The organism is Arthrobacter sp. zg.Y820, from assembly GCF_030125555.1.
Lineage (GTDB): Bacteria > Actinomycetota > Actinomycetes > Actinomycetales > Micrococcaceae > Arthrobacter_B.
Genome location: NZ_JASKLX010000001.1, coordinates 122,352 through 145,796, shown reverse-complemented (window position 1 = coordinate 145,796; position 23,445 = coordinate 122,352). Strand labels below are relative to the sequence as shown.

Annotated in this window: 21 protein-coding genes; 8 read left to right on the top strand and 13 right to left on the bottom strand. The window is 68.2% G+C overall.

The genetic code is table 11. From position 1 onward, the window contains the following. The first annotated feature begins 37 nt into the window (after window positions 1–37). The 5 genes from QNN99_RS00630 to QNN99_RS00610 are packed head-to-tail and all read left to right on the top strand — an operon-like array spanning window position 38 to window position 6,606. Window positions 38–1,345 carry an ABC transporter substrate-binding protein gene (locus QNN99_RS00630; protein WP_229964498.1) on the top strand — a complete coding sequence of 436 codons (1,308 nt, stop codon included), beginning with the start codon at window positions 38–40 and terminating at the stop codon, window positions 1,343–1,345. A gap of 9 nt (window positions 1,346–1,354) precedes the next feature. After that, a complete protein-coding gene (locus QNN99_RS00625; protein WP_229964497.1) occupies window positions 1,355–2,302 on the top strand; it encodes a carbohydrate ABC transporter permease in 948 nt (315 codons plus the stop codon). Beyond that, entirely contained in the window at window positions 2,303–3,121 is an 819-nt protein-coding gene (locus QNN99_RS00620) for a carbohydrate ABC transporter permease (protein ID WP_229964496.1), read from the top strand. Beyond that, the gene (locus QNN99_RS00615; protein ID WP_229964495.1) at window positions 3,121–5,580 is read left to right on the top strand and encodes a beta-xylosidase/alpha-l-arabinosidase; all 2,460 of its coding nucleotides are present in this window, start codon (window positions 3,121–3,123) and stop codon (window positions 5,578–5,580) included. Before QNN99_RS00620 ends, QNN99_RS00615 begins: the two co-directional genes overlap by 1 nt. A 9-nt stretch (window positions 5,581–5,589) precedes the next feature. Further along, the gene (locus QNN99_RS00610; protein WP_229964494.1) at window positions 5,590–6,606 is read left to right on the top strand and encodes an acetylxylan esterase; all 1,017 of its coding nucleotides are present in this window, start codon (window positions 5,590–5,592) and stop codon (window positions 6,604–6,606) included. Between the two features lie 107 nt (window positions 6,607–6,713). Here the strand turns inward: QNN99_RS00610 and QNN99_RS00605 are convergent, their stop codons facing one another. From QNN99_RS00605 to xylA, 6 genes are all read right to left on the bottom strand, one after another. Continuing rightward, complete coding sequence (locus QNN99_RS00605) at window positions 6,714–7,268, bottom strand: hypothetical protein (protein WP_229964493.1); 555 nt, start codon at window positions 7,266–7,268, stop codon at window positions 6,714–6,716. Beyond that, window positions 7,268–8,362 carry a serine hydrolase domain-containing protein gene (locus QNN99_RS00600; RefSeq protein ID WP_229964492.1) on the bottom strand — a complete coding sequence of 365 codons (1,095 nt, stop codon included), beginning with the start codon at window positions 8,360–8,362 and terminating at the stop codon, window positions 7,268–7,270. The genes QNN99_RS00605 and QNN99_RS00600 overlap by 1 nt, the downstream gene beginning before the upstream one ends. Window position 8,363: 1 nt before the next feature. Beyond that, the gene (locus QNN99_RS00595) at window positions 8,364–8,900 is read right to left on the bottom strand and encodes an ArsR/SmtB family transcription factor (RefSeq protein WP_229964491.1); all 537 of its coding nucleotides are present in this window, start codon (window positions 8,898–8,900) and stop codon (window positions 8,364–8,366) included. 160 nt (window positions 8,901–9,060) lie between these two features. Further along, the gene (locus QNN99_RS00590) at window positions 9,061–9,417 is read right to left on the bottom strand and encodes a cupin domain-containing protein (RefSeq protein ID WP_229964490.1); all 357 of its coding nucleotides are present in this window, start codon (window positions 9,415–9,417) and stop codon (window positions 9,061–9,063) included. A gap of 29 nt (window positions 9,418–9,446) precedes the next feature. Further along, window positions 9,447–10,850 carry an FGGY-family carbohydrate kinase gene (locus tag QNN99_RS00585; RefSeq protein ID WP_229964489.1) on the bottom strand — a complete coding sequence of 468 codons (1,404 nt, stop codon included), beginning with the start codon at window positions 10,848–10,850 and terminating at the stop codon, window positions 9,447–9,449. A gap of 119 nt (window positions 10,851–10,969) precedes the next feature. Further along, complete coding sequence (gene xylA / locus QNN99_RS00580) at window positions 10,970–12,151, bottom strand: xylose isomerase (protein ID WP_231712013.1); 1,182 nt, start codon at window positions 12,149–12,151, stop codon at window positions 10,970–10,972. 205 nt (window positions 12,152–12,356) lie between these two features. Between xylA and QNN99_RS00575 the strand changes: the two genes are divergently transcribed. After that, complete coding sequence (locus QNN99_RS00575; protein WP_229964487.1) at window positions 12,357–13,553, top strand: ROK family protein; 1,197 nt, start codon at window positions 12,357–12,359, stop codon at window positions 13,551–13,553. A gap of 71 nt (window positions 13,554–13,624) precedes the next feature. Here QNN99_RS00575 and QNN99_RS00570 read toward each other — a convergent pair whose 3' ends face one another. Beyond that, the gene (locus QNN99_RS00570; protein WP_229964486.1) at window positions 13,625–14,161 is read right to left on the bottom strand and encodes a TIGR03086 family metal-binding protein; all 537 of its coding nucleotides are present in this window, start codon (window positions 14,159–14,161) and stop codon (window positions 13,625–13,627) included. A gap of 93 nt (window positions 14,162–14,254) precedes the next feature. Between QNN99_RS00570 and QNN99_RS00565 the strand changes: the two genes are divergently transcribed. Continuing rightward, a complete protein-coding gene (locus QNN99_RS00565; RefSeq protein ID WP_229964485.1) occupies window positions 14,255–15,133 on the top strand; it encodes a helix-turn-helix domain-containing protein in 879 nt (292 codons plus the stop codon). A 21-nt stretch (window positions 15,134–15,154) separates the two neighbouring features. Here the strand turns inward: QNN99_RS00565 and QNN99_RS00560 are convergent, their stop codons facing one another. Next, a complete protein-coding gene (locus tag QNN99_RS00560; RefSeq protein ID WP_331461749.1) occupies window positions 15,155–16,381 on the bottom strand; it encodes an NAD(P)/FAD-dependent oxidoreductase in 1,227 nt (408 codons plus the stop codon). 212 nt (window positions 16,382–16,593) lie between these two features. On the opposite strand from QNN99_RS00560, the gene QNN99_RS00555 reads away from it, so the two are divergent. Next, a complete protein-coding gene (locus tag QNN99_RS00555) occupies window positions 16,594–17,175 on the top strand; it encodes a hypothetical protein (protein WP_229964484.1) in 582 nt (193 codons plus the stop codon). A gap of 1 nt (window position 17,176) precedes the next feature. Here QNN99_RS00555 and QNN99_RS00550 read toward each other — a convergent pair whose 3' ends face one another. The 5 genes from QNN99_RS00550 to QNN99_RS00530 form a co-directional block, all read right to left on the bottom strand. Beyond that, the gene (locus QNN99_RS00550) at window positions 17,177–18,142 is read right to left on the bottom strand and encodes a D-2-hydroxyacid dehydrogenase (RefSeq protein WP_229964483.1); all 966 of its coding nucleotides are present in this window, start codon (window positions 18,140–18,142) and stop codon (window positions 17,177–17,179) included. A gap of 80 nt (window positions 18,143–18,222) precedes the next feature. Beyond that, window positions 18,223–20,430, bottom strand: coding sequence for a zinc ribbon domain-containing protein (locus tag QNN99_RS00545; protein WP_229964482.1), 2,208 nt, complete (start codon window positions 20,428–20,430; stop codon window positions 18,223–18,225). Beyond that, window positions 20,427–20,609 carry a hypothetical protein gene (locus tag QNN99_RS00540; protein WP_229964481.1) on the bottom strand — a complete coding sequence of 61 codons (183 nt, stop codon included), beginning with the start codon at window positions 20,607–20,609 and terminating at the stop codon, window positions 20,427–20,429. Before QNN99_RS00540 ends, QNN99_RS00545 begins: the two co-directional genes overlap by 4 nt. 18 nt (window positions 20,610–20,627) lie before the next feature. Further along, on the bottom strand, window positions 20,628–21,536 hold the full coding sequence (locus tag QNN99_RS00535; protein WP_229965023.1) for an SGNH/GDSL hydrolase family protein: 909 nt from the start codon (window positions 21,534–21,536) through the stop codon (window positions 20,628–20,630). A gap of 158 nt (window positions 21,537–21,694) precedes the next feature. Continuing rightward, window positions 21,695–23,434: a DUF7937 domain-containing protein gene (locus QNN99_RS00530; protein ID WP_229964480.1), complete on the bottom strand. Its 1,740-nt coding sequence runs from the start codon at window positions 23,432–23,434 to the stop codon at window positions 21,695–21,697. Window positions 23,435–23,445: the final 11 nt, after the last annotated feature.

The window sequence follows — 23,445 nt, the reverse complement described above, 5'->3', positions numbered from 1 at the left end:
GAAACTTTCGGAACAGCCGTTCACGAGGAGCAGTTCAATGAAGAACACCACCAGCTGGTTCCGCCCAGCCGCCGCTGCCACCAGCGCGCTGGTTCTGGGCCTTTCCCTCGCAGCCTGTTCGGGCGGCGACACCGGGGCGTCCTCCGACCGCCCCGAAAATGAGGTGCATGTCCTGGTGTACGGCGACGCCGGCAACACCGTTGAGCAGGCCATGGTCGACAAGTTCAATGAAACGTCCGACGTAAAGGTTGTCCTGGACACCATTCCCGGAGCCGAATACCAGCAAAAGCTGCAGACCGTCATCGACACCGATTCCGCGCCGGACGTGTTCTTCAACTGGGGCGGCGGGTCCATCACCGACTTCGTGGACGCAGGCCTGCTGATGCCGCTGAACGATTTCATGGAGGAGGATCCGCAGCTCCGGGAAGGGTTCCTTCCCACCGTGCTGGAGGCGGCAACGGTCGAGGATGAGGTCTACGGCATCCCGATGCGCGGCACCCAGCCGGTGATGCTCTTTTCCAACGAGGAAGTGCTGGCATCCGCCGGCATCACCGAACCCCCTGCCACCTGGGATGACCTGATGGCGGCCGTGGAGCAGCTCAAGGCCGCGGGAGTCACCCCGATCGCCCTGGGCGGCGCTGACGAATGGCCCACCCAGATGTGGTTCTCCTACGTTTATGACCGCGTCGCCGGACCCGAGCTCTTCGAAGCCGCCCTGAACGGAGACACCAGCGTCTGGGAGTCCGAGGAAAGCCGCGAGGCCCTGGGCATGCTCAGGGAGCTGGTGGACAGCGGAGCCTTCGGAAGCAACTACCAGTCAGTGAAATTCACCGACGGCGGTTCGGCCTCCCTGCTGTCCAGCGGACAGGCCGGCTTCGAGCTGATGGGCTCCTGGGCCTATTCAACCCACCGCGACGCGGCACCGGAGTTCGCCGCCAACTCCCTGGGTTACAGCGAGTTCCCGGAGATCGAGGGCGGCAAGGGCGATCCGGCCAACGTGGTCGGCAACACCAACAACTACTACTCGGTGCTGGCCGACACCCGCTATCCGGACACCGTGCGCGATTTCCTCAAGCTGATGTACTCGGATGAATTCGTGCAGGAACAGGTGGCCATCGGCAACCTGCCCACCACCACCAACACCGAGCAGTTCCTGGACGAGGCCACCAACCCGGACTACGCCCGTTTCCAGTACGAGGTGGTGCAGAACGCACCGAACTTCCAGCTCTCCTGGGACCAGGAGTACACGCCGTCGGCCACGCCGACCATCCACGGCGCCGTTGCCGATTTCTTCAGCGGGCGCATTGACGAAGACGGCTTCATCGCCGCCATGCAGGGGCTCTAGGACCTTCTCATGACTACTCTCAATCCACCCCGGTCCGCTCCGCCGAAGGACTCAGCATCGACCCGTCCGGCCCGGGGTGGACGGGACCGCAAGACCCGTCCGGGCTTCCTCTGGACCCTGCCCGCCACGCTCTTCTTCGCACTGTTCGCCGTGGTGCCGCTGATCGCCGTCGTCCTGCTGTCCTTCAGCTCCTGGCGCGGCCTCGGCGAACCCAAGTTCGTGGGTTTGGAGAACTGGCAGGAGCTGGCCGGCGATTCGGTGATGCTCCAAAGCCTGTGGCTGAGCCTGCTGTTCATTGTGCTCGGCGTCCTGACCCAGACCCCCGTCAGCATCCTGCTGGGGGTCTGGGCCGCGGGGAAACAGCGCAACCGGGCCGTGCTCAGCGCCATCTACTTTGTGCCGCTGCTGCTGTCTTCGGCCGCGATTTCCGTCCTCTGGCGGTCGCTGCTGGATCCGAACTTCGGCATCCCCGCCCAGCTGCGCTGGCTGTTCGGTGACGGAAACCTGTTCGGCCACCAGGCGAGCGCCATCGGAGTGATCATCTTTGTGGGCATGTGGCAGTTCACCCCGTTCCACACCCTGATCTACCAGGGTGCGGCCAAATCCGTGCCGCCGGTGCTGTACCAGGCCGCCGAAGTGGACGGCGCCGGCCGGATCCGTGCCTTTTTCAGCATCACCCTGCCGCAGATGCGCAACAGCATCATCACCTCGGTGATCCTGATGGTGGTGGGCGGGCTGACCACCTTCGAAACGGTGCTCATCCTGACCAACGGCGGACCCGGCACGGAAACCACCATCACGGCCTTTTACATGTACGAACAGGCCTTCCGCCGCTTCGACTTCGGCGTCGGCGCCGCCGTGGCCCTGGTCCTGGTGGTGGTGGCCACCGCCATCTCCCTGATCATGGTCAAGGTCTCCGGCTACGACAAAATGCGCAGCACCATGGAAGGACTCTGAATGCGTACCCGCCCCAACTACATTGCCGGTGCCGCCGCCGCGCTCTGGCTGGTGATCGTGGCGCTGCCGCTGTACGTGATGATCGCCGCCAGTGTGCAGAGCCGCGCGGATTTCAGTGCCAACGGCCCGCTCTCGCTGCCCACGAACCTGACCTTCGAGAACTATCTGGAGGTGTTCCGGAGCGGCTTCGGCGGCTATTTCCTGAATACCTTCATCGTCACCGGCGGCGTGGTTGCGATTGTGCTGCTGGTGGTGCCGCCGCTGGCCTACGCCATTGTGCGCAGCCAGGGCCGCGCCACCACGCTGGTGTTCCGCTTTTTCCTGCTCGGGCTGGCCATCCCGGTCCAGGCCGTGATCGTGCCGATGTTCTATCTGATCAACACCGCGGGACTGTATGACACCCTGCTGGGCATCATCCTGCCCACTGCGGCGTTTGCCCTGCCCATCTGCACCCTCATCCTGACCGGCACCATGCGCGACATCACCCCGGAACTCTACGAGGCGATGTCCGTGGACGGCGCCAGCCCCACCCGGACCTTCCTGCGGCTGGTGCTGCCCCTGTCCAAGGGCGGACTCTCCACCATTGCGGTGTTCTCCGCCCTGCAGGGCTGGAACGGATTCCTGCTGCCGCTGATCCTGACCCAGTCCGAATCCTCCCGGGTGGTCACCCTCGGGCTGTTCAATTTCCAAACCCAGTACGGCGTGAACGTACCGGGGATCCTGGCCGCCGTGACCGTCTCCATGATTCCCGTCCTGCTCGTGTACCTCTTTGCGCGCCGCGCACTTGTCCAAGGCCTCATGGGGGTCGGAGGAAAATAATGACCGATGCAACTATTGAACGCGCCCGCTGGCGCGATTCCTCCCTGTCCGCCGCCGAGCGCGTTGAAGCCCTGATCGGGGAAATGACCCTGCGGGAAAAAGCCGCCCAGTTGTTCGGGGTCTGGGTGGGCGTCTCCAGCGAGGGCGGCGAAGTGGCCCCGCACCAGCATGACCAGAACACCGCCGTGGACCTGGAGGCGCTGCTGCCGCACGGGCTGGGCCAGCTGACCCGGCCCTTCGGCACCAAACCGGTGGATGCCGCCGTCGGCGCCCTGTCGCTGATGCGCACGCAGCAGCGCATCGTTGCAGCAAACCGGTTCGGCATCCCGGCCGTGGCTCATGAGGAATGCTTGGCGGGGTTTGCCGCCTGGGGCGCCACCGCCTATCCCGTGCCGCTGTCCTGGGGCGCCACCTTCAACCCCGAGCTGATCCGGCGGATGGCCGCCGCGATCGGCACCGACATGCGTTCGGTGGGCATTCACCAGGGCCTGGCCCCGGTTCTTGACGTGGTGCGCGACGCGCGGTGGGGCCGGGTGGAGGAAACCATCGGCGAGGATCCGTACCTGATCGGCACCATTGCCACCGCCTACATCCAGGGCCTGGAGGGCGCGGGCATCGTGGCCACCCTGAAGCACTTTGCCGGCTATTCCGCCTCCCGCGCCGGCCGGAACCTCGCGCCGGTGTCCATTGGTCCGCGGGAGTTCGCCGACGTCGTGCTCGCTCCCTTCGAGATGGCGGTGCGGGACTCCGGGGTCCGCTCCGTCATGCATGCCTACACCGACGCCGACGGCATCCCGTCCGCCGCGGACGCCGACCTGCTGACCAAGCTGCTGCGCGACACCTGGGGCTTTACCGGCACCGTGGTGGCTGACTACTTCGGGATCGCCTTCCTCAAGGATCTGCACCGCGTCGCCGGGACCCTGGGCGAGGCCGCCTCCGCTGCCCTCACCGCCGGCGTGGACGTGGAACTTCCCACCGTCAACGCGTTCGGCGACCACCTCATCGAGGAGGTGGAGTCCGGGCGGCTGGATTCCGCCGTCATCGACCGTGCGCTGCGCCGCGTGCTGGTTCAGAAAATCGAGCTCGGGCTGCTGGACGCGGACTGGACTCCGGTTCCGGGGGCACTGGCGGGTTCACTGGAGGCGGCCGACGACGCGGGCAGCAGTGCGGCCGACGGCGCAGGCAGCGTTGCGGCCGACGGCGCGGGCAGCGTTCCCGGCACTGGCCCCGGCACCGCCGACGCGCTGCGCGGCACCGTCTTCCTGGATCCGGACGCCAACCGCCGGCTGGCGGCGGAGGTGGCTGAACAAGCCATCATCCTGACTGCGAACAACGGCATCCTGCCGCTGCAGGCTCCGCAGCGGATCGCGCTGATCGGGCCCAACGCTGACAACCCGATGGCTTTCCTGGGCTGCTATTCCTTCCCCGCGCATGTGGGCAGCCAGCATCCGGACATCGACACCGGCATCGCCCTGCCCACGGTGGCCGAGTCCGTGCGGCGGGAATTCCCCGGCAGCATCGTGACCGTGGTGCCCGGCTGCAGCATTGACGGCTCGGACACCGACGGTTTCGGTGCGGCGCTGGGCGCAGCCGCGGAAGCCGACGTCGTCATTGCCGTCCTGGGCGACCGCGCCGGACTCTTCGGCCGCGGCACCAGCGGCGAGGGCTGCGACGTGGAGTCCCTGGTGCTTCCGGGCGTGCAGCAGCAGCTGCTGGATCAGCTGTTGGAGGCCGGCACCCCGGTGGTCCTGGCCCTGCTGACCGGCCGTCCGTATGCCCTGGGCAGCGCGCCCGGCCGCGCCGCCGCCGTCGTGCAGGCGTTTTTCCCGGGCGAAGAGGGCGGGCCTGCGCTGGCCGGCGTGCTCAGCGGGCGGACCAACCCCAGCGGCCGGCTGCCGGTCAGCGATCCGGCCTCCCCAGGCGCGCAGCCGGCAACCTATCTGACCGCGCCGCTGGGACAGGCGAGCGAGGTCTCCAACATCGACCCCACCCCCGCCTTCGCCTTTGGGCACGGCCTGAGCTACACCAGCTTTGAGTTCAGCGACCTGGTCCTGGACGGGCCGCAGCAGTTCCCGGTGGATGGGGAAACCCGAGTCAGCCTCACGGTCACCAATACCGGCGGGTGCGACGGCGCGGAGATCGTCCAGCTGTACCTGCACGATCCGGTGGCCTCGGTGGTCCGGCCGGTGCAGCGGCTGATCGGTTACGTCCGGGTGCCGCTGGCGGCCGGAGCCGCTGCCCGGGTTGGCTTCACGGTGCCGGCGGACCTCGCCGCCTTCACCGGACGCGGCGGCGCCCGGATCGTGGAAGCCGGTGTGCTGGAGCTGCAATTCGGGGCATCGAGCGCTGATATTCGGCTCCGACAGGAGGTGGAGCTGACCGGTGCTCAGCGGACGGTGGATTCCAGCCGGCGGCTGCACTGCGGCATCGAAGTCTGTGAGGCCAGCCTCAACGGCTAGGATTTCTGCATGTATTCCGACATGCCCGCCGACCAGCTCGCGGCCTACACCAGCTCCCAGACCTGTCCGGCCGACTTCAGCTCGTTCTGGACCGAGACCCTCGCCGAGGCGCAGTCCCATCCCCTGAACCTGACCGTCACCGCCGAACCCACCGTGCTGGAAGCGGTGGACGTGTACGACGTCGTCTTCGCCGGCTGGAACGGGGAGCCGGTGCACGCCTGGCTGCGCGTGCCGCACGGCGCCGCCGAGCCGCTGCCGTGCGTGGTGGAATACGTCGGGTACGGCGGCGGGCGCGGCGAGCCGCACGAGAACCTGCTCCTGGCGGGGTCCGGTTTCGCGCACCTGCACATGGACACCCGCGGGCAGGGCGCGTCCTGGAGCAAGGGAGCGACGGCGGACGGCGCCGGCAGCGCAGGACCGCAGGTTCCCGGCGTGATGACCCGGGGCATCCTGGATCCGCAGACCTACTATTACCGCCGGCTGTTCACCGACGCCGTGCGGGCCGTGCAGGCGGCGCGCGAGCTGTCGGCGGTGGATCCGGGCCGGGTGGCGGTCACCGGCATGAGCCAGGGCGGCGCCGTTGCGCTGGCCACCGCCGCGCTCTGTCCGGGCCTGCGCGCCGTCGTCGCGCGCGTGCCGTTCCTGGCCGATTTTCCGCGCGCCCTGCAGATCACCGATGCCTATCCGTACCGGGAGATCCGCGACTTCCTGTCCGTCCACCGCACCGAGGCCGAGCGGGCACAGCAGACCCTGCGCTACTTCGACGGCGTGAACTTTGCCGCGCAGGCCAACATACCGGCTCTGTTCACGGCCGGGCTCATGGATCCCGTCACTCCCCCGTCCACCGTGTATGCCGCGTACAACGCCTATTCCGGGCCGAAGCAGATCACGGCGTGGCCGTTCAACGGGCACGAGGGCGGCGGTGCCGAGGACGACCTCGCCGCCGTCCGCTTCCTGCGCGAGATGACCGCCGCGGTCCGTACTTCGCCGTCCGAGACCGCGGCGGCCGACGCAGTCGCGGGCTAACTCCTCCCCCTTCCCCGCGAGATGGCAGTAAGTGCTCTTCTCAGCCCTGAGACGTGCACTTTCTGCCATCTCGGCGAGGGGCGGGGTGGCGAGGGAGGGGCGGCCAGCTAGCCGATGACAAAGGACAAGCCGACGACGGCGGCAAGAAGGCAGGCGTGTCCGGCCACTGTTGCCCTGCCCGGTTCCTTCTTCGGTTTCTTCCGCGACGCCTTCCGCGACTTGGACCGGAGAACAGTCGCCGTCGCGGTTCGGCCGGACTCCGTTGGCACCCCGGCACTTTCCGGGTATGCCTCCGGGTTCGGCTCTGGCGCCCCTGCATCCTCCTGCACTGGCACCCCGGTACTTTCCGGGTATGCCTTCGGAGCGGCGATCTCCGCGGACCGGGACCGCACAGGCAGGTCATGCCAGCGAATGATCAGTCCGGCAACGGCTGCCGCCAGTGCTGCCACGGCCACCACCCATACCACCACCGTCCCCGTGCTCCACTGCGTCACAAGGCGGACAATGCCCGCGATGGTTGCGGCTTCCAACAATCCGACCAGCAGGGACATCCGGCTGCGTCCGGACAGCCAAGCCTCCTGCTTCCAGGCGGAATAGGCCAGGGAAAGGCAGGAGAAGGCCAAGAAGCCGGAGACCATCCACGCCACGAGGGTGAGAGCCATCAGATGCCCTCCTTCAGCAGCGTCAGTGCGGCTTCTTCCTGACCGGCTGCCACATTGGACAGAATGATCACTGCCCGGCCGGCGTCGCGGTCCATCGCCACCATCGCGGCGTACCCGCCGGTTTGACCGTTGTGCCACGTCGCGGACCGGGCCGGCGAGGCCTCCGAGACCTGGGTGAACCATGCCAGGCCCACCTGTTCGCCGTCGTCGCCGGTGTCCCAGACCGGGTCCAGCGCCGCGCTGCCCGGAGCCGTGGAGGCCAGCAGCCCCTGCACATAGGTGGTCATGTCCGCGGCGGTGGAGCGGATTCCGCCGGCCGGAGCGGTGCCGTTTCCGGTCCAGGCCCCCTGCCCCAGCCCGCCGGCTCCCCTGCCCGTCGGAGCACCGGGGCGCAGGTTGTCGGCGGTGACCGGAGTGTAGGTGTCGTGCAGTCCCAACGGCTCCACGATTCGCTGCTGCACCAGGTCGGCATAGTCCGTCCCCGCGGCCGTCGCCAGCAGTTGCCCGAGAAAGGCATATCCCAGGTTGGAATAGCTCACGCTGCCCCGGCCGCCCACCGATTCAGCCTGTGCCCGCTCCAGGACCTCGGCGGGTGAGGCGGCATAGGGATCCCGGTGCAGGAGAGATCCGGCAAAGAGGGAGAAGATCGAGGCGGGATCCGTTCCGACGCGGGGCAGCCCGGAGCGGTGGCTGGCCAGCTCGGCGAGTGTGACCGTGCCGATCTCGGCGTCGGGATCGATCAGGTCCTCCCCGAGGATGTCGGCGACGGTGGTCTCCAGCGTCACCTCGCCGCGCTCGACGGCGTCCGCCAGCAGGGCAGCGGTGAACGTCTTCGACACCGAGCCAATCTCGAATTCGGTCCGGTCATCGGCGCCGAACCCGACAAACCGGACGGAGCCGCCGTCGAGGTAGGCCACGCTGACCTTGTCCGCGGAATTCTTCAGCAGCGGCCGCACTGCCGCGGCCAGGGCGGCGTCCCCGGAGACCTCGGTCGACAACCGCGGCGCCCAGGGCGCGGCGATCAGCCCGCAGGCCAGCACCGCTGAGGCCGCGAGGATCCCCACGATCGTGCGTCGCTGTTTGGATCTGGGCATGTCAGTTACCTCCTGTGACAGCAGTCAGAATGGCCAGCAGCGGAATTACCCGGGCCGGCGGAATGCGATAGCGGGACCGCGCGTGCGGCGCGAGCCAACCGGCGGCGGTCAGTTGGTGGACGTGGTGATAGATCTGCCCGGAAGTGCCGGAGCCCAGCTCTTCCACGAGTCCCGAGACGGTCTCGGTTCCGTCGAGCACCGCACGCAGGATCGCCAACCGGACGGGATGGCCCAGCGAGGCCAGGGAATCGGCGAACCGGGTCCAGTCGACGTCGAGCAGGTGCGCGGTTTCCAGTCCGTACTGGTACTCGTAGCGCGCGCCCGCTGCCGTGCCGGCGGTGCCGGCGAAGAGGACGGCTCCCGGATCGGGGTAGCGCTCCCGCACGCCGTTCAGCGCCCAGAAAATGTCGGATTCTTCGCCCGCGTCCGACGGCGGTTCCCGGACCTGCGCCCGCCGTTCCAGGGCCGCGACCCGCGCCTCCACGGCCTGCAGCCGGGCTTCCAGCGCCCGCTGCCGACCCTCATGTTCCGAAACCATGTCTAGAGAATTACGTAATTCCAAACAAATTACAAGGGTTTCGTAACACGCTCTTCACCGAAATGGCAGAAAGTGCTCGTCTCAGGGCTGAGAAGAGCACTTTCTGCCATTTCGGTGAGAGGGGTGGGGGTGGGTGGGTGTGAGTGGAGGTGGGGGGCTCCTAGGCTTCAGGGGCGTCGGGCCCCAGCGCCGGCCGTCCCGGCGCGGCAGCCCCGGGGGACGGTTCCTTGAGTTCGACGAAGAACGCGTGGGTGTCCGTCCCACCGGTATTCTCGCCGGAGTGCTCCTGGGCTGGCAGCCAGCGGACGGCTAACGCCGGCAGCTCCACATCCAACTGCCTGCCCTCGGACTCGAGCCGCCGGCGGAACGCGCTGGCCGTGATCATCACGCTGTCCGGATGATGATGGGCGGACGTGCGCTGCCCGGGAGCATCCCGGTACTCCAACACACGCACCCGCTCATTCTCGAATATCACCCGATAGTGGTCCGGGTTGCTCTCCACTGGGTCTGAGGTCATGGCCGGAACGCTAGCCCCCTTCTGCCCTCCTAGACCAGACCGGCAACCCGGCGGTAGCGCTCCAAGATTTGCGGAGCCGGCGGGGCCTGCACCACGGAGGCGGCGGCAGCGGTCCACTGCGGCCATTCCCCGGTGAGGACCGCGGCTGCCTGCCGCGCGGCGCCGTCGGCCACGTACTCCCCCGGTTCCGGCACGGTAACCGGCATGCCGAACACGGCCGACACCGCGTGCTGCAGCGCCTCGGACCGGGCACCGCCGCCCACCAGGATGATGCGGCGGGCCTCGATCCCCAGGTCGGCCAGTGCAGCCAGCCCGTCCGCCAGCGAGCAGGCGATGCCTTCGACGGCGGCGCGGGCCAGGTTGGCCGGCGTGTAGTTCGCCAGGGTTATCCCGTGCAGGGATCCCGTGGCGTCGGGAAGGTTGGGCGTGCGCTCGCCCTCGAAGTACGGCACCAGGCTCAGCCCGCCGGCACCTTCCACAGCCTCGAGCGCCAGGCGGGTCAGCGCGGGAAGGTCCACGGACAGCAGGGCCGCCGTCGCATCCAGGATGCGGGAGGCGTTCAGCGTGGCAGTCAGCGGCAGGAAGTGGCCGCTGGCGTCCGCAAACCCGGCCACCAAGCCGGTGGCGTCGGCGGTGGGATCGGCAGTGACCGCGAAAACCGTGCCGGAGGTCCCCACGGAAACGACGACGTCGCCCACCCCGGCGCCCACGCCGAGTGCGGCGCCGGCATTGTCACCGGTGCCCGGTGCGATCACGGCGCCGCCGGCCGTGCGCTGATCCGCGTCGAGGGGGCCCAGGACCCGGGGCAACAGCGGCACGTGGCCCAGCGTCTGTTCCAGGACGGCCGGCAGGTATTCGCCGGTGCGCGGGGACCAGTAGCCGGTGCCGGAGGCATCGGAGCGGTCGGTGCGCAGCGCGTCGAGTCCGGCGAGGCCGCTGCCCGGGCCGTGTCCGGCGAGGCGCCAGCTCAGCCAGTCGTGCGGCAGGCAGACGGCGGCGGTGAGGGCGGCGTTCTCCGGCTCGTTCTCGGCCAGCCATCGCAGTTTTGCCGCGGTAATGGAGGCCACCGGAACGGTGCCGGTTTCCGCCGCCCAGTACCGGGCGCCGTCGGGCCCGGCGTCGGAGACGAGCTTGTCCGCGGCCGCCGCGGAGCGCGTGTCGTTCCAGAGCAGGGCCGGGCGGACCACCGCGCCGTCCTCGTCCAGGCAGACCATCCCGTGCTGCTGCCCGGAAACCGCCACGGCTGCCACATCATCCAGGCCGCCGGCCGCGGCCAGCGCCAACTGCAGGGCCGACCACCAGATGTCCGGATCGATTTCGGTGCCGGACTCGTGCCGTGCAGTGCCGGAGCGGATCAGTGCGCCGGTGCCGGCATCCCGGATCACCACCTTGCAGGACTGGGTGGAGCTGTCCACTCCGGCGACCAGGGCCATGGAAGTACCTTTCGTTGGGTTTTCTGATTCTCGGATCGGCAGAGGGGAAGCGTGCCCATAATGCCGGAACCGCCGGGCCCAGTGGAGACGGACCCGGCGGCAGGAGAAGACGGTGCGCTTTAGCGGGCGCCCATCAGGTGTTCCAGCGCCAGCTGGTTCAGCCGGACGAAGCCGAAGTCGCGCTCGCCGGCCTTGTCGGCGTCGTAATTCTCGAAGGACCCGGCGTCGGCGAGGAAATCGGCGGTGCTTTCCCCGGCGTCCAGAGTGGACTGGCCCAGTTCAAAGACGCCTGATACGGCCAGGGCTTCCTGGACCTCGGGATCGGCGCGGAAGGCCCGGGCACGTTCCTTGAGCAGCAGGTACATGGACATGTTGGCGGCCGCCGAAGCCCAGACGCCGTCGTAGCCCTCGGTGCGGGAGGGCTTGTAGTCAAAGTGCCGCGGGCCGTCATACGTGGGGCCGCCGTTGGGGAAGCCGTTCTCCAGCAGGTCCACGGTGAAGAAGGCGCTGGTCAGGTCGCCGTGGCCGAAGACCAGGTCCTGGTCATACTTGATGGACTTCTGGCCGTTGAGGTCGATGTGGAAGAGCTTGCCGGACCACAGTGCCTGGGCGATGCCGTGCGTGAAGTTCAGCCCGGCCATCTGTTCGTGGCCCGTCTCGGGGTTCAGGCCCACAATGTCGCCGTGCTCCAGCTGACCGATGAAGGCCAGGGCATGCCCGATGGTGGGCAGGAAGATGTCCCCGCGGGGCTCGTTCGGCTTGGGCTCCAGCGCGATGCGCAGGTTGTAGCCCTTTTCCTTGATGTAGCCGGCAGCGGTGTCGACGCCCTCCTTCATGCGGTCAAACGCCGCGGCGAAGTCCTTGGATCCGTCGTACTCGGCGCCTTCGCGGCCGCCCCACATGACAAATGTTTCGGCACCCATCTCCGCGGCCAGGTCCAGGTTGGCGAGGACCTTGCGCAGGGCGAAGCGGCGGACGGAGCGGTCATTGGAGGTGAAACCGCCGTCCTTGAAGACCGGATGGCTGAACAGGTTGGTAGTGACCATGGGTACCTTCAGGCCGGTTTCCGCCAGCGCCGTGGTGAAGTTCTTCAGGATTCGGCCGCGTTCGGCAGAGCTGGCGTCAAACGGAATGAGGTCGTTGTCGTGGAAGGTCACCCCGTAGGCGCCCAGCTCGGCGAGCCGGTGCAGGCCTTCGACCGGGTCGAGCGCGGAGCGGGTCGGAACACCGAACGGATCATTTCCGGTCCAGCCCACGGTCCAGAGGCCAAAGGTAAAACGGTCGGATGGCGATGGCGTCATTGTCACAGTTCACTCCAAAATCCGGCATTAGTTGTAATCCACAACATATGGCGGGAACGGATGCCTGTCAACGGTTTTCGGCAACTTCCCGCGGTGAATTGCGAGCCTGTCGGCGGATATTGGATCCCTTACAACAAAATTCCGCCATCCTCCCGGGACCGGGTTACGCTGGAAAACCGTCCACTTCGGCAGAAACGGCAGTTACATGAGTGCTGGCACCTCCCCGGGCACCGACAGCATCCGCGCGCAGAACCTTTCCCGGATCCTGACCCTGCTCCACCGCCGGGGACCGCTTTCACGCGCGGATCTGACCCGCCTGTGCGGCTTCAACCGTTCCACCGTGGGAGCCCTCGCCGCCGAACTGGGCGAGCTCGGGCTGGCCTATGAAACGGACCCGCAGCCGCTCAAACGGGTCGGTCGGCCCAGTCCCCTGGTGCATGCGAACGAGAACGTTGCGGCCATCGCCGTGCATCCCGACGTCGATGCCGTCACCGTGGGCCTGGTGGGTTTGGGCGGCAAGGTTCACCGCCGGGTCCGGTACGACGCCGGAAGCCCTCCCACCGTGGCCGATACCGTCAATATCAGCAGGGCAGTGGTTCAAGGCATGTCATCCGAGCTGGCCGGCATGACCCGGCTCGCCGGCGTGGGGGCCGCTGTTCCCGGGCTGGTCAACAACCACGACGGCTCGGTGCTGCTGGCCCCGCACCTGGCCTGGTCCCAGGAACCGCTGGCCGCCGCGCTGTCCGCCGGGCTGGGCCTGCCCGCCCGCGCCGCGAATGACGCCAACCTGGGATCCCTGGCGGAGAGCCTGTTCGGCGCCGCGGTGGGAGCGTCCGACGTCGTCTACCTCAACGGCAGCGCGAGCGGGGTGGGCGGCGGCGCCGTGGTGGGCGGTGTTCCGCTGCGCGGCGCCGCCGGTTACGCCGGCGAGCTGGGCCACACCGTGGTGAACCCCGGCGGCGCCGCGTGCCACTGCGGCCGGCGCGGCTGCCTGGAGACCGAGGTCAGCCTCGGCCGGCTGCTGGCGGTGCTGCAGCTCGATCACGCCGACCAGGACCAACTGGAGGCCGCCATGGCGCAGGACTCCTCCCCCGCGCTGATTGCCGAAACCCACCGGCAGCTGGATCTGCTGGCCGTGGCCCTGACCAATTTCGTGAACATCTTCAATCCGGGCATCATCGTGCTGGGCGGATTCCTGGGCGTGCTCCACTCCTTCGCCCCCGGCCGGCTTGAAGCCGCCGTCGCCGACGGCGCCATCGGCGGGCTGGGCAGCGAGGTTCCCATCTCCCGGGCCGCGCTGGGCTCCGACCTGCTGCTGGTCGGAGCCGCGGAGCTGGCCTTCGCCGGACTGCTGGCCGATCCGGCGTCGGTGGGGGCGTTGCCGCAGACAGCCATCCGCTGAGCGGCGGTGGCCGCCGGCTTTCGCCACCGGCCGCCCCACCGCAGCATTCGCTCCCGTAACCCGCTGCCCCTTCAGGACCTGCGTCCCGTCCGGGCGAGCACCCGGCGCTGGTGACCGGCGTCGTCGGGCACCGGCACGGGAGGCCCAAACAAACCGGGCCCGTAGGCCTGCTCCCCGAACCCGTCCATCGCAGCGTCCACCGCGTCCAAGTCCTCCTCCGAGAGTTCCGCGTCGGCCCCCTGGGAGATGGCCAGATCCCAGCGGTGCACGATCAGGTCACCCCCGTAAAAACCCGGCAATGTCTCTCCAATGGTGCTGGGACCGAAATAGCCGGCGAACTCCCGGCCCGCGACTGCCGGATCTGCCAGCAGCTCGGCGACAAAGCGTTCATGCTCCAGCCACTGCCTCTCCGGATTGGCAGTGTCCACCACCGGACCGGCCAGCCCGTGCTGCTTCAGGAAATCCCGTTCGGTGGAGACCACGTGCTCCACGAGGTCTCGTGCGGTCCACCCCTCGCAGGGCGTCGGAGCGTCCCAGTTCGTGGCACGGGAAACGAGTGAGCCAAACGGCTCGGCGTTCTTGCGCCAGAGGTCCAGAGATGTTGTCATGATCGCTCCTTGGATAGTGGGTTTCGGATCGGTACCGGTTCTGCTGGATCCTGCGGTCTGCGTTCACGGTAAGCCGGCCCGGACGGCGGTGTCTTGAACAAATCCGACAGCACGGACGGAAGCAGGCAGGTGTTCGACAACGACGCAATGAGCGAAATCGGCAGGGGCCACCTCAGCAGCCCGAGCGACAAATCCTTCACAATCCACCGCTACGCTCCCGCGCCGCCGTCGGGCCGGTGGCTCCGCGCGTTCTGGATTCCCGTGTGGCACGTACCCCGCGGTGAAGTCCGCGAACAGCGGATCCTCACCTATCCGGTGTGTCTGCTCAGCATCACCGCCGGATACGCGCGGCTGGTGGGCCCGACTACGACGGCGGCCCGGGTGCCACTGGCAGGCACCGGGTGGGCATTCGGCGTCATGCTCACTCCGAGCACCGGCCGCGCGGTACTGGCGGAAGAAATTGCCGGCCTGACGAACCGGCATACCGAACTGGAGGCCATCCCCCTGCTGGCGGATCTGGTGCCCCTCATCCGGGACCGGATGAGCCCCGATCCGGCCCTGCCGTCAGCACACGCCGCGGCACGCCGGCTCATCGAGGAACGCTTCGCGGCACTTCCTCGGCCGGCCGGGGCCGCACTCTTGATCGACCGGCTGGTCGCACGCGTGGAGCACGACGCCGCAATCACCTCCGTGCGGTCCCTCTGCGAAGTTTTCGGGCTGCGTGAGCGGACGCTGCAGCGGCTGTGCGCACGGTTCCTGGGTGTCAGCCCGCTCTGGCTCATCCGGCAGCGCCGGCTGCAGGAAGCCTGCGCTGTGCTGCGCCTCTCCGACGGGTCGCTCGGCGACCTCGCTTCGCGGCTCGGCTACGCGGACCAGGCCCATTTCTCCCGCGATTTCCGCCGGGCCACGGGGTGGACGCCCCGTGAGTTTGCGGCACTGGCACGACCGCGCAGCAGCAGCACCGGCCCGTAGTCCGTCACCGTGCCGCAGCGGTCATCCTCCGGCCAGGCCGGGCCCTGCCGACACCGCGGATGCGGGACGAAGCAGCCGCTCGGGCCGGAACGGCGCCAGCACCGGATGCGGACGCCCGGTGAGGATTTCCCCGGCCAGCAGTTCCCCGGCGATCAGCCCCAGCGTCGCTCCGGAATGCGTGAACGCCACGAAGCAGCCGGGCACACCGGGAACCGGCCCCAGGGCGGGCAGCCCGTCGCCCGGCACCGGCTTCAGCCCGATCCGCCAGCTCTGCGGCACCAGCCGGGGATGTCCGGCCAGCAGCGCGGAGGCTTCGTCCGCGAGCTCCTGGGCCACCTGCGGGTCCACGGCCCAGCCGCCGTCGTCGTGCTGCGTGATCTGATCCAGGCACCAGGCGGCGTCCAGCGCCAGCCGGGACCCGGGATGGGGCCGGAGGGAAACCCGCGGCGTGTTCAGCACCGCCCGCAGTCCGTGCGCCTTGGGCTCGGTCACCACCAGCAGCGCCGGCTCCGAGCCGTCCAGCAGGTCAAGGCCGAGCGGCCGCAGGATCGCCGGAGTGCCGGCACCGGCGGCGACCAGGACGGCGTCGGCCGGGTACAGGGTCCCCGTCCCGGTCCGGAGCCCGACGGCGGTCCCTCCCTCGGCCGCTACAGCGGTGGGCCCGGCAGCGGTCACCAGGGTTCCGCCGCGGAGCGCGAATTCGCGCAGCAGCTGCCGGATCAAATGCGGAAGGTCCACCCACCCCTCCCCCGGGTTGAACAGCACCGTGGACGGCAGTGCCGCGCGGTCCAGGCCCGGAACCATGCCGGCGATCTCCGCGCCGGAAACCAGCCGCGCGTCGTACGCCTTGGCCTGCTGGGCCTCGTACCGCGAGGCAAGCGCCGGGCCCTCCTCCCAGGACACGCCGCCGTCGAAGCGGAGCCAGTCGATGTCGGGATTCCGGGCCAGCAGGGTGCGGTAGCGGTCGATACCGGCCAGCCGCAGCTGATGGTAGTCCGGCGGATAGTCGCCGCCGGAGTTCAGCCAGGACAGCGACCGCCCCGATGCCCCGCTGGCCGGATGCCCCTCCGTCACCAAAGTGACCCGGGCGCCGCCGCGCAGCAGCTGCACCGCAGCGGAGACCCCCAGGATTCCGGCGCCCAGCACTGCCACGTGCCGGCCGGATCCGCCAGGACCCGCGATTTCACGTGCCGGTACCTCGTCGATCTGCGGTTCCTCACCCTGGCGGTGCACACGGACAGCCTTCACGCCGCACTTCCTTCGCACGTTGACTTTGGCCGGCGGAACCCTGCGCAGCATTCCTGCGCCTGGGCAGCCGGGTTCCCCAGTCTGGGCCGGGGCAGGGTCCGGGTCAACGGGTAGCCGGCATGGCCCAGCCCAGGGGCAGCCCTGCCCAACGGGTGCATGCAGTACCGCATGCCATACTCGACGGAGGTCGGTCACTGCCGGGGGGATGAAGAATGAAGTTTCGGATGGTTGCCGGCGCGGTGCTGGCAGCAGCCATGCTGGCAGGCTGCGCGGGGTCGGACAGCCAGGCGCTGTCCCCGGAGGAATTCAACGCCGCGCAGGGCTCCTTCGAGGACCTGCTCCCGGCCCTGCAGGAGAAAGCGGCACCGTTCCTGGACCTCGACCTGGACATCCTGCGGGAGGACTCCTGCCTTGCATCCAAAAGCGACGAAGAGCACACCAAGACCAGATGGTTCGGCCAACTCAGCGGCTTTCCGGACAACCCGCAAACGGCGAACAACGCATTGGACGCGCTCCGGATTCCGTTCGAGGCTGACGGCTGGGCCGTAACCTCAGAGCGTTCCCTCCCCGAGGAAGTAAACGGCATGGCACGGGAGCTGCACTTCGAGAAGAACGCCCTCGGTGTGACGGTCCGCTATGAGCGGGGCGAGCTGGTTCCGGACACGATCGTCATGCTCGCCGCGACGCCCTGCATCGAGCATCCCGAGGACCACCAGATGCTCCGATCCCCCCTCGACCCCAGCTACGGCAACAGCCACGATCTCTACGCCGACGAAGACATCGACGGCGACTGACTCACGCGGGAACGAAGCCCAGCTGCTTGTCCACCACGTTCGCGAGCGGCCGCCCGGCCTTCCAGGCCGCCAGGTTCTCGGCGAACTGCCGTGCCAGCTCCGGCAGCTGCTTCCGGGAATCCCCGGACAGGTGCGGGGTAACCAGCACGTTGTCCAGTTCCCAAAGCCCGCTGCTCGGCGGCAGCGGCTCGGTCTCAAACACGTCCAACGCCGCTCCGGCCAGGCTCCCGCTGCGCAGGGCATCCTCCAGCGCCGCCTCGTCCGCCAGGGCGCCGCGGCCCACGTTGATGAGCACCGCCGTCGGTTTCAGGGCGGCGAGGACGTCCCGGCCGAGCATGCCCCGGGTCTCCGGGGTGAGCGGTGCCGCGAGCACGATGTAGTCGTAGGCGCCGGCCACGGCGGCAAAATCAGTGCTGGCGTGAATGGTGCCGAAGTCCGCGTCTCCGCTGCGGGCGGTGCGGCCCATCCCGTCCACGCGCAGTCCGACGGCGGCCAGCAGCCGCGCCGTGCAGCGGCCGATGCTGCCGGTCCCCGCCACCAGCACGGAGCATCCGGCCAGGTCGGTGGTTGCGTACTGGCGCCATTGGCGCCGCTGCTGCTGGGCGGAGGCGCGGCCGAAGTCCTTGGCGAAATGGAACATAGCTGCCAGCACGTGCTCGGCCATGGGCCGGTCAAAGACGCCGCGGGCGTTGGTGAGCACGACGTCGGAGGCCACCAGCTCGGGGAACAGCAGCTTGTCCACGCCGGCGGCGGGAGCATGGATCCAGCGCAGGGAGTCCGCGGCCGGCCAGGCCTGCCGGACGCCGTCGGCGAAGTAGTCCCAGAGGTAGAGGATGTCCGCGCCGGCCAGGGCCTCGGGCAGCCCGGCGTTGTCGGTCACCCGGACCTCCGCCTGCCGCTGAAGCTCCTCCAGTCCCACGAGGGGACGGTTTCCGGCAAGGACGGCAATCACGGGCTGAGGATTCATGCCCTCAGCCTACGGGCAGAAAAAACCGGCCGGCGCCAGGGGCGCCGGCCGGTTTTCGGTGTGCTGTCTATTCAGCCGGGTTACTTGAAGCTGATTTTGTAATCGACTTCGCTGCCGCTGCCTCCGCCCTTCTTCAGTTCGAGCTTCAGCACCAGCTCCTCAGCGCCGTCGGGGTAGGGGATGACGAGTTCTTCCTCGTCGTTGCCCACCGGCACCGTGTAGTCCTTGCCGTCCAGCGTCAGCACGAGGGTGCCGGGCTTGTCCCATTCCGCGTAGCTGCCCATGGCAGTGATGACGAGGTCAACGTTGTTGCCCTTGGGAACCTCAAGGCTTAACTCCTCGGAGGAGCCGGGGTAGCCGTCAACGCTGAGGTAGCCGTAGTCTTCGCCGGGAAGACCGTTGATCGTCGGCGGCTCAACGACGCCGTCGAACGTCATTGTGCTGGAATACTCCACGTCGTTGCCCTGGCCGGCGAACTCGTCGGCCCATTCGTCACCGGCGAAAACGACAACCTTGTACTCGCCGGCAGGGGTTTCCTCCGGCTGGTAGTCCCCGGAACTGGTGATCTCTTCCTTGCCGTCCGCGGAATAGACGGTGAAACTGCTGTACTCGTCAGTGCTGTCCAGCTGGGTCGCTTCGTCCACTTCCAGGCTCATGACCGCATAGCCGGCCGAGTTGAACTTCACGTCCGCTTCCTCGCCGAGCACCATGGTTCCCGCGGCATCTTCGCTGCGGGCCAGATCCAGCATCGCCAGAGCCTGCTCGCGGGTGATGGTATCCAGCCACTGCAGGACCCAGTCGGTGCTGGTGTCCATCAGGCTGACCTTCCACTTGCCGTCCTCCTTGATGCTGGACAGGCTCAGCGGCGGGAGCGCACGCATGACGGATTCGCCGTCGGCTTCGCCGTGCATGACGTAGCCGGACTTGCCGCGGCAGACTTCGTCCGACCCCCCGAGCTCAATGCAGTCCGAGGTCAGGCGCATGGTGTCGCCTTCCACGTCCACCTCCAGGTTTTCCACGGTGGCGAGGCCCCGGTCGCCGTCCTCCTCCGCGTCCTGGAAGGAATTGGCGGTCATCTCGATGTCGACGTTGATGCCGCCTTCCATCTGTTCGTTCAGCGCGCCGCCGTAGTAATGAACGGCGTTGCCCTCATAGCTGCTGAGGTAGTTGCCCAGGTCAGTGAACTTACCGCTCTGCAGGATGCCCGGCACGGCCCCGATCAGGGACTGCGCGGCTTCCGCCGGCGAACCGCTGCCGTCGGTGCCCTCGGGCAGGGTGCCGCGGGCGGTGTCGGTGTACTGCGTGACCATTTCCAGGCCGGTGTAGAGCGGGCTGAGATACCAGCGCCCGTTGTCCTTCACGGCGGCCATCAGCAGCGGTTTGTCTTCTGATCCGACGTCGGCGAGATCGGTGGTCTCATCGATCGGTTCCATTTCGTCCGCCGCCTCCAATCCGGACCGGATGGCTCCCGTGGTCTGCTCGGGATCGACCTGGACACGGACCGTGCCGGAGGTGAACTTCAGCACGGCCAGCTGGTCATCGACCTCTTCGATTTCCGGTTCGACGTTTTCAAACGTCACGGTGATGCCGTCGAAGTTGACCTCGGTGTCGGTTTCCCCGGTGTCTTCTCCAACCTTGTCGGCGGCTTCGAGGATGCCGAACTCCTCGACCTTCTCCATGACGCCTTCCTGCAGCCGCTGCAGGGTATCTCGCTCCGCCGGCGCCACCATGGTGACCAGGCCGATGGCGTCCTTGGTCTCGATGGATTCGATCAGGTTCTCGGCGACCTTCTCGGGTGAGCCCGCGCCGCCGCGCAGCATGTTCTGGATGAAGAGGAAGGCTCCCACGCCCACCACCACCAGTACGACGGCGATGGTCGAGATGATGATGGCCTTGCGGTTGGTTTTCTTGCGGGGTGTTGCGGGGCCGTCGGGACCGCCGGTCCCGTCGCCGCCTGATCCACCGGATCCACCGGGGCCTGACGGATCCTGCGGCCCGCGGCCGCCGGTTTCGGTAATCGGCGTTGCACCGTTGGGGGGAACCGGGGCGGTCTCCGGGCCGGCCGCGGGACTGGCCGCGGGGCCGGTCGCATTAGCGGCAGCCGGCGTCGTCGCCCTGCCGGTCGGGTCAGCGGCAGCCGGCGAGGCTGGGGCGCCTGCAGCGCCCGCAGCCGTGGCAGTGTCCGTTGTGCCCTGCTGATCCCCGCTTTCGCTGACGGGATGGCGGCAGTTGGCACAGAATTGCCATTCCGGTTCTAGTTTGGTGCCGCAGGACATGCAGTAAGTCATTCTTTTGTTCCCCCATAGTCAGATCCGGCATTCTCCGTGAGAATGCCGGAAATGACAACTCGATTGTTGTGGAATTCTAACATCGCCCATTCGGGCCTAGCGCAAAGAAAGGCAGTGCTGCGCGGCAACTCAGGCGGCGCAATTCCCCCAGCCCCGCTGGCCCCTGCCTCTTTTTTCATCGGGTGTTCCTTCACCGTTTACATCGGGTTTTCCTCCAGCCACCGAAGCAGGTCACGGGTCAAAACCCGGTACCCCTCCTGCGTTGGATGCAGCACCTCCTGGGACGCCGGCACCGAGGTCGCGGCGTTCAGAAGCGGACCGAACCGGGCAGTATTCACCAGCGGATCCGGGCTGCAGGCTCCCCGCCCGGCGAACGAGTCCTCCAGGGCATTCACATACCGCACGTTCGGCAGGTTCGCCGCCTGCACCGAGCGCTCGATGGTGCTGTTCAATGCGTCGGTGATCTCCAGGCCGAATGCCAGTTCAGTGGACGTAAGCCTTCCGCAGTCCTCTGCCCCGGCGTCGAAAAGCCGCGGATACGGCAGGACCAGCACCGGAGCCGGCGTTGCTGCGCCCAATGTGCGGTACACGTCAGTGAGCGGAGCCTGCAGCTGGAGCAACTGCTGCCGGGTGGTCTCCCGCAGGGCCGGATCCTGGCCGCAGGGCTCGGTGTCCACCACGCAGGCCTGCAGCAGGCCGGCGAAGCCCAGGTCATTTCCACCGATCGACAGCAGCACCAGGTCCGCCCGGATTCCGGCCAGCTGCTCCAGCTGCGCGGGCACGCCCTCCGGTCCGTGCCCCTCCACAGCCTGCGCCGCGGTCACGGAAGACATCCGCGCCCGGGAGCAGGCAAGGTTGTGGAGGATTGCGGTCCCCGAGGGCGATGGCGGAGTCCCGGCCGCGTCGGCCAGCAGGGCATCGGCGCTGCGGTGGCAGAGGCTGTCCGCCACACCGCGCACCGACTGATAGGAGCCTGCGCCTTCACCGGCGGCAAAGGAGTCGCCGAGCAGGGCCACTTCCGCGGGCCTGCCGGCGTCCCCGACGAGCGCTCCCAGGCGTTCGCCAGCATCGTCCACGACGGCGGACGGCGCCGGGGTCGGCGGCATGGCGGGCAAGTCCGGATCCCTCGCACTCACGCTGGAGCGCGACGGCGCCGGGGAGGCAGCGGACGGCGTGCTGTCGTCGGAGGCAGGAGCAGGCGAGCAGCCCGCCAAGAATATCCCCGCCACCGCCAGCGACAGCACGCCGGCCGCCAACCGCCTCATTAGCTGCGCTGGCGAATCGCCTGATCAACGGCGGGATCGCCCAGCTGCCCGAGCCACGTCAGCAGCGCCGGGTAAGTCGACGGATTGGCCGCCACCACCGCTCGGGCCTCGGGATGGTTGGCAACGATTTCCTGCAGCCGCGCCAACGGAGTTGCCGGGTTGGCTGCTTCGGCAAGCACAGGCTGCTGAACGACGGCGGCCGCCCGGGCAGCTGCCGGAGCTGAGTTCGATGCCGCATCCGTTGCGGCCGTTTCTGCTGCCGTTTCGTGTCGGGCCGCTGCCTGCTCGGCAATTCCGGGTTCGGCCGATTCGGCCTTCGCCGTCGCCGTCGCCGGCTGGACCGGCTGGACAGCGCCGGCAGCACCGGGAGTGGCGGGAGTACCGGCAAAGGCGAAGCCGGAGGCACCGGAGCCGTTCGACGACGGCAGGGACCGGAAGTGCGCCCGCGAGGCGGCCGGCAACCAGAGAGTAGCCAGGATGGCAGCCGGCACCACGAAGGTCAGGAGCATGATGATCGGGCCAAAGTAGCCCTGCTCCTGCACCGCCCAGACGATCACGAGCACCAGGCCCAGCACAAACAGCAGTCCTGCGTAGCCGCTGGGGACAATGTAGGCGAGGCGTGCGTCCTTGGCCGTAAGGCGCTTAGCCGCAATGGCTCCCGCGGTCAGAAGCAGGCCGAAGAACAGGGCAATTACCTGCGGCACCAAGCCGTCGGAATAATCAGCCGCCACGTGCGTGATCACGCTGATGACCGCGCCCAGGGCGAGGACAGCGCTCAATCCGGCGGCCACCGTCAGGAACGGCTGCAGGGCAGTGCGGGGATCCGTCGGTGCAACCGCGGAGTCCCCGGTCAGCCGGGCGATCGACGGCGCGGAAACGGCGGCGCCAAATGCCATCCAGAAGAGCAGGGAGAAGCCGGGGCTGAGGGCGTTCAAGGCCAAGGTCAGCAGGGTCAGGTCCTCAAACAGTGCCAGCAGCGAGAGGAAACCGGCACCGATGGCCAGGGCAACGCCGACGGTGCGCCAGCGGTCGGACCGCTTGTGAACCTGTACGGCGATGAACACCAGCAGGGCCGGGCTGGCCAGCGCCATCAGAGTGGTGAGCGTTCCCCAGCCGGCGAAGGCTGCAGCATTGGTGTCGCTGAAGGCCACCCAGTAGCGGATGATCTGCACCAGGGCCACCACAGCGGCCAGTCCGGCAATACCCAGGGTGATGTAAATCCAGCGACGGTTCCGTGGCTCGTCCACATTGCCGGGCGCAATTTCTCCGCGCCGCGGCTGAGCTGCCAAGAGTGCGCCGCCAAGACCGAACGCCACCGCCGGGCCCAGCGTGGCAACACTGCCCGCCTCGTAGCGGCCCGCGGTGACCAGATGCAGGACAACATAAACCAGTACCAGCAGGGCATACGGCAGGTTGGCCAGCAGCTTCAGGTCCTGGATTTTGCGGTAGCCCACCTTGGGTCCGAAGACCCCCGCGCGCCACACATAGGTCAGCCCCAGGGACAGCAGGCTGATCAGCGTAATCAGGATGACGTCCACCCGAGTGGCGGCCTTGGAGGGAACCCAGTCTCCTCCGGTGCCGTAGGTCCACACCATGAACAGGGACATGATCAGGGCCAGGGCGGCCACGCCGTCGCGCACATAGTCGCTCACCGGAATGCCGGCAAAAGCGCTGCGGGTCCTGGCCGGCGCAGAGGCGGCCGGCGCGGATACGTTGGCCGGCGCGGAGGCACCGGACATCGCAAACTCAT

What these genes read in the sequence shown, in the direction of transcription:
- QNN99_RS00535 (WP_229965023.1), bottom strand. Translation starts at nt 21,536, where the DNA reads ATGCCGCCGACCCCGGCGCCGTCCGCCGTCGTGGACGATGCTGGCGAA.
- QNN99_RS00530 (WP_229964480.1), bottom strand. Translation starts at nt 23,434, where the DNA reads ATGTCCGGTGCCTCCGCGCCGGCCAACGTATCCGCGCCGGCCGCCTCT.
- QNN99_RS00600 (WP_229964492.1), bottom strand. Translation starts at nt 8,362, where the DNA reads ATGCCCAGATCCAAACAGCGACGCACGATCGTGGGGATCCTCGCGGCC.
- QNN99_RS00605 (WP_229964493.1), bottom strand. Translation starts at nt 7,268, where the DNA reads ATGGCTCTCACCCTCGTGGCGTGGATGGTCTCCGGCTTCTTGGCCTTC.
- QNN99_RS00620 (WP_229964496.1), top strand. Translation starts at nt 2,303, where the DNA reads ATGCGTACCCGCCCCAACTACATTGCCGGTGCCGCCGCCGCGCTCTGG.
- QNN99_RS00545 (WP_229964482.1), bottom strand. Translation starts at nt 20,430, where the DNA reads ATGACTTACTGCATGTCCTGCGGCACCAAACTAGAACCGGAATGGCAA.
- QNN99_RS00630 (WP_229964498.1), top strand. Translation starts at nt 38, where the DNA reads ATGAAGAACACCACCAGCTGGTTCCGCCCAGCCGCCGCTGCCACCAGC.
- xylA (WP_231712013.1), bottom strand. Translation starts at nt 12,151, where the DNA reads ATGACGCCATCGCCATCCGACCGTTTTACCTTTGGCCTCTGGACCGTG.
- QNN99_RS00610 (WP_229964494.1), top strand. Translation starts at nt 5,590, where the DNA reads ATGTATTCCGACATGCCCGCCGACCAGCTCGCGGCCTACACCAGCTCC.
- QNN99_RS00540 (WP_229964481.1), bottom strand. Translation starts at nt 20,609, where the DNA reads ATGAAAAAAGAGGCAGGGGCCAGCGGGGCTGGGGGAATTGCGCCGCCT.
- QNN99_RS00570 (WP_229964486.1), bottom strand. Translation starts at nt 14,161, where the DNA reads ATGACAACATCTCTGGACCTCTGGCGCAAGAACGCCGAGCCGTTTGGC.
- QNN99_RS00585 (WP_229964489.1), bottom strand. Translation starts at nt 10,850, where the DNA reads ATGGCCCTGGTCGCCGGAGTGGACAGCTCCACCCAGTCCTGCAAGGTG.
- QNN99_RS00550 (WP_229964483.1), bottom strand. Translation starts at nt 18,142, where the DNA reads ATGAATCCTCAGCCCGTGATTGCCGTCCTTGCCGGAAACCGTCCCCTC.
- QNN99_RS00615 (WP_229964495.1), top strand. Translation starts at nt 3,121, where the DNA reads ATGACCGATGCAACTATTGAACGCGCCCGCTGGCGCGATTCCTCCCTG.
- QNN99_RS00575 (WP_229964487.1), top strand. Translation starts at nt 12,357, where the DNA reads ATGAGTGCTGGCACCTCCCCGGGCACCGACAGCATCCGCGCGCAGAAC.
- QNN99_RS00625 (WP_229964497.1), top strand. Translation starts at nt 1,355, where the DNA reads ATGACTACTCTCAATCCACCCCGGTCCGCTCCGCCGAAGGACTCAGCA.
- QNN99_RS00555 (WP_229964484.1), top strand. Translation starts at nt 16,594, where the DNA reads ATGAAGTTTCGGATGGTTGCCGGCGCGGTGCTGGCAGCAGCCATGCTG.
- QNN99_RS00595 (WP_229964491.1), bottom strand. Translation starts at nt 8,900, where the DNA reads ATGGTTTCGGAACATGAGGGTCGGCAGCGGGCGCTGGAAGCCCGGCTG.
- QNN99_RS00590 (WP_229964490.1), bottom strand. Translation starts at nt 9,417, where the DNA reads ATGACCTCAGACCCAGTGGAGAGCAACCCGGACCACTATCGGGTGATA.